The organism is Streptococcus sp. 'group B', from assembly GCF_002073795.1.
Taxonomy (GTDB): domain Bacteria; phylum Bacillota; class Bacilli; order Lactobacillales; family Streptococcaceae; genus Streptococcus; species Streptococcus agalactiae.
The window spans coordinates 151199-165216 of the sequence record NZ_CP020432.1 but is presented as its reverse complement, the minus strand read 5'-3'; the positions used below and the strand labels follow the sequence as shown (position 1 = coordinate 165216).

Here is a 14018-nt window from a genome sequence, read left to right as displayed (position 1 = left end):
TTCTCTTAATCAAAGAAGTTGACATTGTGTAAATGAGGAATAGCTTCTATCTTTTTGACAGCTTGTTGACAATCTCGTGAATCTACTTCTATAATCATGATAGCTTTTTCTCCTGCACTTTCGCGTGTTACATTCATTTGAGCAATATTAATGTTAAAGTCAGATAAAATATCAGTTACTTTAGCAATCATGCCAGGTATATCTTGATGAACGATAATTAAAGTAGGAGTATTCATTGTTAATGAAACTGAGAATCCATTCAACTCAGTAACTTGGATGTTTCCGCCACCAATTGACACTCCTGTAATACTCATGCTCCTATCCCCATTTTTAACAGTTATTTTCGCAGTATTTGGATGTGGTGAATTACTATCTTTTAGGATATCCCAGTAAATCTTAATTCCTTTTTGATGAGCAATTTCAAGAGAGTTTTTAATATCTGGATTATCTGTATCCATTCCTAGAATCCCTGCAACCAATGCTTTATCAGTACCGTGTCCTTGGTAAGTTTTAGCAAAAGAATTGTATAAATGAAAGGTTACTTCACTAGGTTCACCAAAAATAGAATGGACAACTTTACCAATGCGGACAGCTCCTGCAGTATGACTACTTGATGGTCCAATCATAACAGGACCAATAATGTCGAAGACCGATTGAAATTTTAAATGTTTCATAGTTTTTCCTCGTGATTTTTGTACATTCTCATTATAACAGATTATTTCTAAAAAATATCATAAAAAGATAAAAAAACTGCAATGTAATAAATATTTATCACAACAAAAACATACAACTTGACAACAAATAGTGCTATAATATATAAGCACTTTTATAGTGTTTCTTAGTCAATATGATTGATCTAAGAACAACTTGGCCCTTCAAGCCTAAGTTAAAAATAAAACTTTTTGATGGGAGAATTCTTATGACTGATAATTCAAACATTCGTGTCGTTGTAGGCATGAGTGGAGGTGTTGATTCATCAGTAACTGCCCTGCTTTTAAAAGAGCAAGGTTATGATGTTATTGGTGTTTTTATGAAAAATTGGGATGACACAGATGAATTTGGTGTTTGTACGGCTACTGAAGATTATAAAGATGTTGCTGCTGTTGCTGATCAGATCGGCATACCATACTACTCTGTCAACTTTGAAAAAGAGTATTGGGACAGGGTTTTCGAATATTTTTTAGCAGAATATCGAGCAGGTCGTACGCCAAATCCAGATGTTATGTGTAATAAGGAAATTAAATTTAAAGCATTTCTAGATTATGCGATGACATTAGGTGCTGACTATGTAGCAACAGGTCATTATGCACAAGTAACACGTGATGAGAACGGAATAGTTCATATGCTTAGAGGAGCAGATAATAATAAGGATCAAACTTATTTTCTAAGTCAATTATCTCAGGAGCAATTGCAAAAAACGTTATTTCCACTTGGTCATTTACAAAAACCAGAAGTTCGCCGTATAGCTGAAGAAGCAGGACTTGCGACCGCTAAGAAAAAAGACTCTACTGGTATTTGTTTTATTGGAGAAAAAAATTTCAAGGATTTCCTGGGTCAATATTTACCGGCTCAACCAGGTCGTATGATGACTGTTGATGGTCGTGACATGGGTGAACATGCTGGTTTAATGTATTATACTATTGGTCAAAGAGGGGGCCTTGGTATTGGTGGGCAACATGGTGGAGATAATAAACCTTGGTTTGTAGTTGGAAAGGATTTAAGTAAAAACATTCTTTATGTAGGTCAAGGTTTCTATCATGACTCATTGATGTCAACTAGCTTGACAGCTTCTGAAATCCACTTTACACGTGATATGCCTAATGAATTTAAGCTAGAATGTACAGCTAAGTTCAGATATCGTCAACCTGACAGTAAAGTTACAGTTTACGTAAAAGGTAATCAAGCAAGGGTTGTGTTTGATGATTTACAACGAGCAATCACACCAGGTCAAGCTGTTGTTTTTTATAATGAACAAGAATGTTTAGGCGGTGGGATGATTGATCAGGCTTATCGTGATGATAAAATCTGTCAATACATTTAATTGACACTTAATTATTAAGTGAGGTAATCGTATGATTTCAAAATTTATTTTAGCTTTCATGGCTTTTTTCGCCATTATGAATCCCATTTCTAATTTGCCAGCTTTTATGGCTTTAGTAGCTGATGATGATCAGAAGATTTCACGTCGGATTGCAGCAAAAGGAGTATTACTTGCTTTTGTCATTATTGTAATCTTTGTATTAAGTGGCCACTTACTTTTTAACTTATTTGGGATTACCCTAGCCGCCCTAAAAATATCTGGTGGAATATTGGTAGGCATTATAGGTTATAAAATGATTAATGGTATACATTCACCAACCAATAAAAACCTAGAGGAGCATAAGGATGATCCAATGAATGTGGCAGTTTCACCATTAGCAATGCCCCTTTTGGCAGGTCCGGGTACTATTGCAACTGCTATGGGGTTATCAAGTGGTGGTTTATCTGGCAAACTCATTACTATACTTGCTTTTGCCATATTATGTGTGATAATGTATGTTATTTTAATAAGTGCAAACGAAATTACTAAATTTCTTGGAAAAAATGCAATGACTATAATCACCAAAATGATGGGACTTATTTTGATGACTATCGGGATAGAGATGCTAATAACAGGCATAAAAATTGGTTTTCATTTAACATAGCCTATCCCCTCTGGTTGACTTTTAAAAGATAAATGCTAAAATAAATTTAACAATAACTATGATGGTCAAAGCTCATGGAATTTGTAAGTCTTTTTGACGTACAATTTTCGAGAGTTTTGGCTATTTTTGTGTTTTAATGAATTAGACTTTGAAATTGGAAAGGAATAAAATGACACATAATTTTGCAGAAAACTATGATATTATCGTTGTTGGAGCGGGTCATGCAGGTGTGGAAGCTAGTCTAGCTGCTAGTCGTATGGGATGTAAGACACTTCTAGCCACTATCAACTTAGAAATGTTAGCATTTATGCCTTGTAATCCTTCTATAGGTGGCTCTGCTAAAGGTATCGTTGTCAGAGAGATTGACGCTTTAGGTGGTGAAATGGGTAAAAACATTGATAAAACCTATATACAAATGAAAATGCTTAATACAGGTAAGGGGCCTGCTGTCCGTGCCTTAAGAGCACAAGCTGATAAAGCCCTCTATGCACAAACAATGAAGCAAACTGTAGAAAAGCAAGAAAATCTTACCTTAAGACAAGCTATGATTGACGAAATACTTGTTGAAGATGGAAAGGTTGTGGGGGTTCGTACAGCAACTAATCAGAAATTTTCAGCAAAATCTGTTGTTATAACAACAGGTACTGCTCTTCGAGGAGAGATTATATTAGGTGATCTTAAGTACTCCTCGGGCCCTAATAATAGTTTAGCTTCTGTGACATTGGCAGATAATTTAAGAGACCTAGGATTAGAAATTGGTCGTTTCAAAACTGGAACACCTCCTCGTGTAAAAGCCTCCTCTATTAATTATGAAAAGACAGAGATACAACCTGGGGATGAGCAACCAAATCATTTTTCATTTATGTCTAGGGATGAAGATTATATTACTGACCAGGTACCGTGCTGGTTGACCTATACGAATACTTTGAGTCATGACATCATCAATCAAAATCTACACCGTGCTCCTATGTTTTCTGGAATCGTTAAGGGAGTTGGTCCTAGATATTGTCCGTCAATTGAAGATAAAATTGTGCGTTTTGCTGATAAAGAGCGCCACCAACTCTTCTTAGAACCAGAAGGTAGATACACTGAAGAAGTTTATGTTCAAGGGCTATCAACGAGTCTTCCTGAGGATGTTCAAGTTGATTTATTACGTTCTATAAAAGGGCTTGAAAATGCTGAAATGATGCGTACAGGCTATGCTATTGAGTATGATATTGTATTGCCTCATCAATTAAGAGCAACACTCGAAACAAAAGTAATTGCTGGTTTGTTTACTGCAGGACAGACTAATGGTACTTCAGGTTATGAAGAAGCTGCTGGTCAAGGGTTGGTTGCTGGGATCAACGCTGCTCTTAAAGTTCAAGGGAAGCCAGAACTTATTTTAAAACGAAGTGATGCTTACATTGGTGTCATGATTGATGATTTAGTTACCAAAGGGACTCTAGAACCATATCGTCTGTTGACAAGTCGCGCAGAATATCGTCTGATTCTTCGTCATGATAATGCAGATATGCGTTTAACAGAAATCGGTTATGAGATTGGCCTAGTAGATGAAGAGCGTTATGCGATATTTAAAAAGCGTCAAATGCAATTTGAAAATGAATTAGAACGTTTAGACTCTATAAAGTTAAAGCCAGTTTCTGAGACAAATAAACGGATTCAAGAATTGGGCTTTAAACCTTTGACAGATGCTTTAACTGCCAAAGAATTTATGCGCCGCCCACAAATCACATATGCAGTAGCAACGGATTTTGTTGGTTGTGCTGATGAGCCATTAGACAGTAAGGTTATTGAACTTTTGGAAACTGAAATTAAATACGAAGGCTATATTAAAAAGGCTTTAGATCAAGTTGCAAAAATGAAACGAATGGAAGAAAAACGTATTCCCCCTCATATTGACTGGGACGACATTGATTCTATCGCAACAGAAGCTAGACAAAAATTCAAAAAAATTAACCCAGAAACGCTAGGTCAGGCTAGTCGTATTTCAGGAGTTAATCCAGCCGATATTAGTATTTTAATGGTTTACCTTGAAGGAAGACAAAAAGGTCGTAAAAATATCAATTGATAATAGTGTTCGCCCCTGTTTATCAGGGGCGTTTTGTGTTATAATTAGGTCTTAAGAGGTTATTTAATGAAAAGATTTCGTTTTGCAACCGTCCATTTAGTTTTAATAGGCCTGATTTTATTTGGACTATTAGCTATTTGTGTTAGGTTATTTCAATCCTATACGGCTCTATTATTGGCTATTTTTGTTGCTTTATCTTTTGTTGTTGCCTTATTATATTACCAAAAGATAACTTATGAACTATCTGAAGTTGAACAAATTGAATTACTTAATGATCAAACAGAAGTTTCTCTTAAGAGTCTTCTTGAACAAATGCCAGTTGGTGTTATACAATTTGATCTTGAAACAAATGATATTGAGTGGTTTAACCCTTATGCAGAATTGATTTTTACTGGGGATAATGGTCATTTTCAGTCTGCTACTGTTAAAGATATCATTACTAGTAGACGTAATGGAACGGCTGGGCAATCATTTGAATACGGTGATAACAAATATTCAGCTTATTTGGATACAGAGACGGGTGTTTTCTATTTCTTCGATAATTTCATGGGGAATAGAAGAAACTATGATAGTTCAATGCTACGTCCAGTTATTGGTATTATTTCCATTGATAACTACGATGATATTATGGATACTATGTTAGAGGCTGATATGTCAAAGATTAACGCCTTCGTGACTAGTTTTATTTCTGATTTTACACAGTCTAAAAATATTTTTTATCGTCGTGTCAATATGGATCGATACTATATTTTTACCGACTATAGCGTTTTAAATACATTGATAAAAGATAAATTTGATATTTTAAATGAGTTTCGAAAACGCGCTCAGGAAAACCATTTATCATTAACATTAAGTATGGGAATTTCTTATGGTGATGGTAACCATAATCAAATTGGGCAAATTGCTTTAGAAAATCTTAATACAGCACTCGTTCGCGGAGGAGATCAAATAGTAGTACGTGAAAATGATAGTAGTAAAAAAGCACTTTACTTTGGTGGTGGTGCTGTTTCAACTATTAAACGTTCACGAACACGTACCAGAGCTATGATGACTGCTATTTCTGACCGTTTGAAAGTAGTTGATAGTGTCTTTATTGTGGGACACAGGAAATTGGACATGGATGCACTAGGTGCATCTGTAGGGATGCAATTTTTTGCTAGTAATATTGTTAATGCCAGTTATGTAGTTTATGACCCAAATGACATGAATTCTGATGTTGAAAGAGCAATTGATTACTTGCAAGAAGACGGCGAAACACGTCTCGTAAGTGTTGAGAGAGCTTTTGAATTAATTACTCAAAATTCTTTATTAGTCATGGTAGACCATTCTAAAACAGCTTTAACCTTATCTAAGGAATTCTTTAACAAGTTTGCAGATGTTATTGTGGTAGATCATCATAGAAGAGATGAAGATTTTCCAAAAAATGCTGTTCTTTCATTTATAGAAAGTGGCGCAAGTAGTGCCAGCGAATTAGTTACAGAATTGATTCAATTTCAACAAGCTAAAGATAAATTAAGCCGCAGTCAAGCAAGTATTTTAATGGCTGGTATCATGCTTGATACAAGAAATTTTGCATCTAATGTAACGAGTAGAACTTTTGATGTGGCAAGCTATTTACGCGGTTTAGGTAGTAATAGTATGGCTATTCAAAAAATATCAGCTACAGATTTTGATGAATATCGTTTAATTAATGAATTGATTTTAAAAGGTGAGCGTATTTATGATAACATCATTGTTGCTACCGGAGAAGAACATAAAGTTTACTCGCATGTTATAGCTAGTAAAGCAGCTGACACCATGTTGACAATGGCAGGTATTGAGGCTACTTTTGTTATTACTAAAAACAGTTCAAATATTGGTATTTCAGCGCGCAGTAGAAATAATATCAATGTCCAGCGTATTATGGAAAAACTTGGTGGTGGCGGACATTTTAGTTTTGCTGCTTGTCAAATACAAGACAAGTCTGTAAAGCAAGTTAGACGTATGTTACTGGAAATAATTGACGAAGATTTAAGAGAAAATAGTACAGTCGAAAATAGAAGGGATTAATTGAGATGAAAGTTATTTTTTTACAAGATGTTAAGGGGAAAGGAAAAAAAGGTGAGGTTAAGGAAGTACCTACTGGTTATGCTCAAAACTTCTTATTAAAAAAGAATCTAGCTAAAGAAGCAACGACACAAGCTATCGGTGAATTAAAAGGAAAACAAAAGTCCGAAGAAAAAGCACAAGCAGAAATTTTAGCACAGGCAAAGGAGCTGAAAACACAATTAGAATCCGAAACTACCCGAGTGCAATTTATTGAAAAGGTAGGTCCAGATGGTCGTACGTTTGGTTCTATCACAGCCAAAAAGATTGCTGAAGAGTTACAAAAACAATACGGCATTAAAATTGACAAACGTCATATTGATTTAGATCATACTATTAGAGCGATTGGTAAGGTTGAAGTACCAGTAAAATTACATAAACAGGTTTCTTCACAGATTAAGCTTGATATCAAAGAAGCGTAAACTGAGAGATGATAAAGGTTGACAAGTCAGGAGGAATGAAGTTTGGTAGAAGTATCTGAGCTAAGAGTACAACCTCAAGACCTGTTGGCAGAACAGGCCGTTCTAGGATCTATCTTTATCTCACCAGAGAAACTGATTATGGTGAGAGAATTTATAAGTCCAGATGATTTTTATAAATATTCACACAAAGTTATCTTCAGAGCGATGATTACCTTAGCTGATAGAAATGATGCAATTGATGCTGCTACTGTTAGAAATATTTTAGATGACCAAGGTGATCTTCAAAACATTGGTGGGTTGGGCTATATTGTTGAATTAGTTAATAGTGTTCCAACAAGTGCTAATGCGGAGTTTTATGCCAAAATAGTTTCTGAGAAAGCCATGTTGCGAGATATCATTTCTAAGTTGACAGATACTGTCAACATGGCCTATGAAGGAAATGATTCTGATGAAATTATTGCCACCGCTGAGAAGGCTTTAGTTGATATTAACGAACACAGTAATCGTAGCGGGTTTAGAAAGATATCTGATGTTTTAAAAGTTAATTACGAAAACTTAGAATTACGTTCACAGCAAACCTCAGATGTCACAGGTTTACCAACTGGATTTAGAGATTTAGACAGGATTACTACAGGTTTACATCCAGATCAATTAATCATCTTAGCGGCTCGTCCTGCAGTAGGTAAAACAGCCTTTGTTTTAAATATTGCTCAAAATGTTGGAACTAAACAAAATAGACCTGTAGCTATTTTTTCACTTGAAATGGGGGCTGAGAGTTTAGTTGACCGTATGTTGGCAGCAGAGGGAATGGTTGATTCTCATAGTTTACGAACTGGTCAGTTGACGGATCAAGATTGGAATAATGTAACGATTGCTCAAGGAGCTTTGGCGGATGCGCCAATTTATATTGATGATACGCCCGGGATTAAAATTACAGAAATTAGAGCACGCTCTAGGAAGTTATCTCAAGAAGTTGATGATGGTTTAGGTTTAATCGTCATTGACTACCTCCAATTAATTTCAGGAACTAGACCAGAAAATCGTCAGCAAGAAGTTTCTGAAATTTCAAGGCAGTTGAAGATTTTAGCTAAAGAATTAAAGGTTCCTGTTATCGCATTAAGCCAGCTCTCTCGTGGGGTTGAGCAAAGGCAGGATAAACGACCGGTCTTATCTGATATTCGTGAATCTGGATCGATTGAACAAGATGCTGACATTGTTGCTTTCTTATATCGAGATGATTATTATCGTAGAGAGGGCGAAGAAGCAGAGGAAATTGTAGAAGATAATACTGTTGAGGTTATTTTAGAAAAGAACCGTGCTGGTGCGCGTGGGACAGTAAAATTAATGTTTCAAAAGGAATATAATAAATTTTCTAGTATAGCTCAATTTGAAGAATAGGAGATGTTAATATGAGTGATGCATTTGCAGATGTTGCAAAAATGAAAAAAATAAAAGAAGATATCAAGTCACATGAGGGACAGATGGTCGAACTTACTCTCGAAAATGGTCGTAAGAGGGAAAAAAATAAAATTGGGCGCCTAATTGAAGTTTACCCATCTTTGTTTATCGTAGAGTATAAGGATACTGCAGCTGTACCAGGAGCAATTGATAATACTTATGTAGAGTCTTACACTTATTCAGATATTTTAACTGAGAAAACTTTAATTCGTTATTTTGATGACGAGTCAGCAGAATAGTATGAAAACCTCGACTGAGGTTTTTTGTTTCTATAAAAAAATTTACTAATTCTCTATTGGTGGTTAGAATTAAGAATCTTTCTTATTATAATTGGAAATACTTATTAGATGTCTATTTGTATTTAAGGTTTAAGAGACATAAAAACTTGATTCAATATTATTTTCATGATATAATATAGCTTGTGTGAAATAACAGCAGAAAAATATGAAGCTCGTCAACAGGTGGTTAACTAATCTAGTACCCTTTGCTGTTTAGGCGAAAATCCCCTGCACGAATCAGGATTTTTTAAATCGTTATTTCCTCAATTATTTTAGAGGAGGACATTTAGATGTCACGTTATACTGGTCCATCATGGAAACAATCACGTCGCCTTGGTTTATCACTTACAGGCACAGGTAAAGAATTGGCACGTCGTAACTACGTACCTGGTCAACACGGTCCTAATAACCGTAGCAAGCTTTCAGAATATGGCTTGCAGTTAGCTGAGAAACAAAAACTTCGTTTTTCATACGGACTTGGTGAAAAACAATTCCGTAACTTGTTCGTACAAGCTACTAAAGCAAAAGAAGGAACTCTTGGTTTCAACTTTATGGTTCTTTTAGAGCGTCGTCTTGATAACGTTGTTTATCGTTTAGGACTTGCAACAACTCGTCGCCAAGCTCGTCAATTTGTTAACCATGGTCATATCCTTGTTGATGGTAAACGTGTTGATATCCCATCATACCGCGTTACTCCAGGACAAGTTATTTCAGTTCGTGAAAAATCAATGAAAGTACCTGCAATCCTTGAAGCTGTTGAAGCTACTTTAGGACGTCCAGCTTTCGTATCATTTGATGCTGAAAAACTTGAAGGTTCATTGACTCGCCTTCCAGAACGCGATGAAATTAACCCAGAAATCAATGAAGCACTTGTCGTTGAATTCTACAACAAAATGCTTTAATTTTAAGATATATCTTACAGAAAGCCTACAACAGTGGGCTTTTTGTCTTATCTTAAAACATTGATTTCTGGGTTTGCTTACTTTTTTGCTAACTTTTGATTTTTTACTATATTGAGTTAATTGCTGTTTCAAAGAATGAGACAGCTTTTTTTGCATTCTCTTTTGATAAATGGCTATAAATATCCATAGTCATAGATAGAGTAGAGTGCCCTAATCTATATTGGAGTTCTTTGTAGGGGATGCCTGTGTTCAGCAATAAACTAGCGTGAGTGTGACGAAAACCATGGAAGCCTATATTCGATACATTTGCTCTTTTAAAATGTGTTCTTAATCGAGTTTGTAAGGTTCTATTGTTTGGGTACTTATGGATAAAATCAGAAAATACCACTGTTTCTGAACGCCCTAACTTCCATGCTTCTTGAATCTGTCGTCGTCTATACTGCTTAAGCATTGTAACTGTTCGACTATCTATGTCAATATCACGATAGCTTGACTTTGACTTTGGACTATTAATTTCTTGCTTGTAATTTAGCGTTTTTGTGACATGAACAACGGCATTATCCAAGTCGATATCTGACCAGTTTAGTGCTAACGCTTCATTAATGCGACAACCTGTAGCTAATAAAAACTTATAAAGTGTGACTTCATAGAAGTATCTGTATTTACTTTTATCTAGATTGTTTAAGTAGTTGAAAAATGTTCTTAGTTCATCATTTTCGAAATGCTTTACTCTTTTAGTGTTAGCTTTCTTAGTGTTGCGAGGGAGAATGACCTCACGCGCAGGGTTGAATGGTATAGCTTGCATGATAACGCCATACTGTAGTATACGTTTATTCAGCGCGTGTATTCTGTCATAATGGAGGTAAGCTTTTCTTTCTCCTTTATTAGTTTTATCAGCTAGTTTATTAATGATAGACTGTATAAGTGGTGTCGTTAACTTATCAAGCTTATATGCTCCAAAAATTGGTATGACATGAACGGTTAACAGCTTTTCAGTAGCTAGCTGAGTATTGTATTTTACGGTATGTTTGTAACTATCCCACCATAAGGTTGCAAGTTCCTGATAACTTGTTACGGAAGTAGCTTTGAAGCGAGTAGAACCATTTTTTATAAACTCGACAGCTTCGTACTTAGCTTTTTCTCTAACTTCTTTCTTAGTTCGTCCTGTTATTTTAGTAGTTACTTTTTTACCTGTTACTTTATCAGTACCAAGATAAATACTGGCACGATAAATTACCGTACCATCTTTCTTTTTTACTTCAGTTATTTTCATGATCATAAACCTTTCCATCAGCAGGCAAGCTATTATTAAAGGGATTTTAGGTTTATATCATGGTATAATAATGGTATCGGGTAAATATCCGAAATATTACAAATAGAAAATTGTGATATAATATTAGACTTTTAAGGCCTTGCGAGCGTAAAAACTTGTGAAGTCTTTTTTGTTTTTTTGGGGTAAGTTGATAAATTTATATGATTGAGAGTTGAAATAGCTATACGAGGATATTATGCCTATTTTTTACATATCATCAAAAAGTGAAAGTTGATTATCGTCTGGTTGTTTATCTAGTTGTTTATGTTTCTTTTTCAAATCTTGGATACTCTCTTGAGGTGTAGGGAGATTTTCGGGCATAGTTGTGCCTAGTTTCTGCATTGTTTTTCTGATTGTTCTACCTACGTTAAAGTGTGTATCGTTAGCTAGATTTTCATCGTGTATCTGCCGATTTCTTAACACTTCATCGGTTTGAGTAGCACGGAATAAGTTAGCGGCCAATTCAGCGCTACCCATATAATCAAGAATACTTTGCCCTTTTTCCAGTTCTTTTCTATCATGAATATCTTGCATAGACATTCCACCATAAAGGCCTTTATATCCAAAGTTTTGAAACTTGCCGTAGTTAGTGACACCCGACATTTTAGCAGCTTCAGCTAAGGATTTATTATGTTCCTTCATCTCTTGGCGAATCGCTAAACGTTTGTGCTCTTCATCGAGTTTGTTGAAATTATCAGCTAGTTCTTGCTGACGGGTTTTAATAGCAAAATATGATTGACCCAGTGCAATGACTTCTTTTCTAGGGTCACCATTTTGGACAATCAAATAGCAGGCATAGCGAGATAGTTTATAATCTTTAATCTCCCTATCTCCTAGAGGGAGCTGTACAATTTTGCTGACCTCGGGAAAATTCATAGCGATGGGGTTTCCAGTGTTTTCACAAGCTATTTTAGCCCGCTCAATAACGTTTAAAAAATTGTCCCATTTAGCATACTCTAAAACAGTTTGTAATTCACGGGCATACCAAAACTCTACACCGTTTTCATCTATGTGTTTAATATTTTCGAAAGCTAATTCGTCATAATGTTGTAATTCGTTCATGCTTTTCCTTTCTATGTTCTAACGGTCAAGGTACGGTGAGTTAAAAATGACTAAAAATAATTTTATGTATATTTTTATGATATTTTATGCAACTGCTTAACAGATAAGATAATAGTTTTTAGTTATAGGTCGTTTTTTCTACTCTGGTAGCTCATTTTTAGACTTAAAGCAGTGGGGTATAGTTTTATACTGCTAGAGTATTTCATGTCTGTTTTAACACACCAGAGTGGGCGTTTTCGGCCTTAAAATAGAAACTATGGGTTATTCATCTCTATCCTTGCTAAATATGACAAAAATTCCAAAAGCTAAAATCAACTTGATAATTCCTCTTATATACTCACCAGATAGAAGCATATCAATGCCTGTCACTGAAATAGCAATACCACACAGTATCAAGAATACTTGTTTTTTGTTTATGTTCATAGAAAATCTCCTTTTATTGAAATACAACCACGCGCAGATAGCTTATTAATTACCGCCGACAAAAGTTCAGAAAAGTTCAGATTATACTCCAATTTTTGCTAAGTTTTGAGGGTCTTGTAATTAAAGAAAATAAAAGGCGTATCAAGGAGTTTGCGCGTAGGTAAAGATAATAAAATTGGCATTTAGACATGAAAATTTAACAGGTCGTTATTGAGTGGTAACTGTAAGGTAGCTAAATTTGTTCCACGCGCATAATGCTGAACTTCGAGCGAACTTAGAGAATAGAAGGTTACTACTCCCAACCACGAACACATGGTCGCATTTCGGAATGCTGGAAAATGTTGGCGCGTGGGTTAGTTGTCTATACTATTATTGCTGTTAGCAAATTCCCTACTTAAATCCATAATGAGTTTTCTTTGGTTGTCAGTCCCCATGGTCCAATATACTAACAAATCCCGAAAATCTTCAGGCAAAGTAGAAATATTGTTGATTAAGTGATTTATATCTCTACGAGCTTCTTCTTTTGAATTGTAGGCACCTAGCCCGAATTTCTTATTTTCAATGTTAGCTATATTGATAAGAGCATTGTAAAAATCGTCTCCCCTCTTTTCTCCAATAGTATTAAAAGTTAAAAGTTCTATAGGGTCGGCTCTTAGTTCAATAATATCTCCTACTTCTTCATGATGCACTATTTCACGACTATTTAGAAAATCTTCGGGTACTTTGAAATCACTATACCCCAACAGATACCCAACACTAACCCCGAAGAAATCAGCGAGGGCTTGAGCTTTGTCTGATTTGATGACATGCTTTTCATTTTCCCAATTTGAAACAGTTAATTTTGTTGTACCTATTCCATGTGCTAGCTCTGCTTGAGTTAGTCCTTTTTCTTTTCGTAATTCTTTCAACCTATTCATAAAATATCACACCTTTCAAAAACAATTATAACCGTGATTTTAACAAAAAGCAAAGAAAACTATATTTTTTTCAAAAAAATCGTTGACAAAGAATAGAAAACTATATATAATCAAAATCAAGGTATAGAAAACTATATCAAAATACCCCCCTAACACCTTTCACTTTTTCAATCTATTCATCTAGAAAGGAGAACAGAATGAGCAAATTAAAAGGCTATCGTGTCATGCTTGGGCTAACACAGCAAGCAATGGCAGACAAGCTGAATATCTCTTTGCAGTCTTACAATAACAAAGAGACGAAGAAAACGCCCTTCAATGACAAAGAGCGCCTAGCGATTAAGTCAATGGTTGCTGAAATTAAACCAGACATCACCATTGATGAACTATTTTATCAAGACTAGAAA

Annotated in this window: 14 protein-coding genes; 9 read left to right on the top strand and 5 right to left on the bottom strand. The window is 35.3% G+C overall.

All coding sequences use genetic code 11. The features are described 5' to 3' along the window. Nucleotides 1–5: 5 nt before the first annotated feature. Nucleotides 6–674, bottom strand: coding sequence for an L-serine ammonia-lyase, iron-sulfur-dependent subunit beta (gene sdaAB / locus A6J68_RS00870; RefSeq protein WP_000681579.1), 669 nt, complete (start codon nucleotides 672–674; stop codon nucleotides 6–8). 245 nt (nucleotides 675–919) lie between these two features. Between sdaAB and mnmA the strand changes: the two genes are divergently transcribed. The 8 genes from mnmA (at nucleotide 920) to rpsD (ending at nucleotide 9900) form a co-directional block, all read left to right on the top strand. Next, nucleotides 920–2041 carry a tRNA 2-thiouridine(34) synthase MnmA gene (gene mnmA, locus A6J68_RS00865; protein WP_000131746.1) on the top strand — a complete coding sequence of 374 codons (1122 nt, stop codon included), beginning with the start codon at nucleotides 920–922 and terminating at the stop codon, nucleotides 2039–2041. A gap of 31 nt (nucleotides 2042–2072) precedes the next feature. Further along, nucleotides 2073–2684: a MarC family protein gene (locus A6J68_RS00860; protein ID WP_000623752.1), complete on the top strand. Its 612-nt coding sequence runs from the start codon at nucleotides 2073–2075 to the stop codon at nucleotides 2682–2684. A gap of 169 nt (nucleotides 2685–2853) precedes the next feature. Then, nucleotides 2854–4755, top strand: a complete 1902-nt coding sequence (mnmG, locus tag A6J68_RS00855; RefSeq protein ID WP_000149487.1) for a tRNA uridine-5-carboxymethylaminomethyl(34) synthesis enzyme MnmG — start codon at nucleotides 2854–2856, stop codon at nucleotides 4753–4755. A 66-nt stretch (nucleotides 4756–4821) separates the two neighbouring features. After that, nucleotides 4822–6804 carry a DHH family phosphoesterase gene (locus A6J68_RS00850; RefSeq protein WP_000819773.1) on the top strand — a complete coding sequence of 661 codons (1983 nt, stop codon included), beginning with the start codon at nucleotides 4822–4824 and terminating at the stop codon, nucleotides 6802–6804. Nucleotides 6805–6809: 5 nt separating this feature from the next. Then, nucleotides 6810–7262, top strand: a complete 453-nt coding sequence (rplI, locus tag A6J68_RS00845; protein WP_000864242.1) for a 50S ribosomal protein L9 — start codon at nucleotides 6810–6812, stop codon at nucleotides 7260–7262. A 42-nt stretch (nucleotides 7263–7304) separates the two neighbouring features. Beyond that, a complete protein-coding gene (dnaB, locus tag A6J68_RS00840; protein ID WP_000230635.1) occupies nucleotides 7305–8660 on the top strand; it encodes a replicative DNA helicase in 1356 nt (451 codons plus the stop codon). 11 nt (nucleotides 8661–8671) lie between these two features. Beyond that, nucleotides 8672–8959, top strand: coding sequence for a Veg family protein (locus A6J68_RS00835; RefSeq protein WP_001278152.1), 288 nt, complete (start codon nucleotides 8672–8674; stop codon nucleotides 8957–8959). Nucleotides 8960–9288: 329 nt separating this feature from the next. After that, a complete protein-coding gene (rpsD, locus tag A6J68_RS00830; protein ID WP_000092759.1) occupies nucleotides 9289–9900 on the top strand; it encodes a 30S ribosomal protein S4 in 612 nt (203 codons plus the stop codon). Between the two features lie 106 nt (nucleotides 9901–10006). Here rpsD and A6J68_RS00825 read toward each other — a convergent pair whose 3' ends face one another. From A6J68_RS00825 to A6J68_RS00815, 4 genes are all read right to left on the bottom strand, one after another. Beyond that, nucleotides 10007–11173: a tyrosine-type recombinase/integrase gene (locus tag A6J68_RS00825; protein WP_025195365.1), complete on the bottom strand. Its 1167-nt coding sequence runs from the start codon at nucleotides 11171–11173 to the stop codon at nucleotides 10007–10009. Nucleotides 11174–11419: 246 nt separating this feature from the next. Then, entirely contained in the window at nucleotides 11420–12274 is an 855-nt protein-coding gene (dinD, locus tag A6J68_RS00820; RefSeq protein ID WP_017646039.1) for a DNA damage-inducible protein D, read from the bottom strand. Nucleotides 12275–12535: 261 nt separating this feature from the next. After that, nucleotides 12536–12697 (bottom strand): hypothetical protein, encoded by a 162-nt coding sequence (locus A6J68_RS11455; RefSeq protein WP_017644971.1) that lies wholly within the window; start codon nucleotides 12695–12697, stop codon nucleotides 12536–12538. Nucleotides 12698–13050: 353 nt separating this feature from the next. After that, nucleotides 13051–13614: a helix-turn-helix domain-containing protein gene (locus A6J68_RS00815; RefSeq protein ID WP_017644970.1), complete on the bottom strand. Its 564-nt coding sequence runs from the start codon at nucleotides 13612–13614 to the stop codon at nucleotides 13051–13053. A gap of 197 nt (nucleotides 13615–13811) precedes the next feature. Here A6J68_RS00815 and A6J68_RS00810 point away from each other — a divergent pair, with 197 nt between their 5' ends. Beyond that, complete coding sequence (locus A6J68_RS00810; protein WP_003066809.1) at nucleotides 13812–14015, top strand: helix-turn-helix transcriptional regulator; 204 nt, start codon at nucleotides 13812–13814, stop codon at nucleotides 14013–14015. Nucleotides 14016–14018 lie beyond the last annotated feature (3 nt).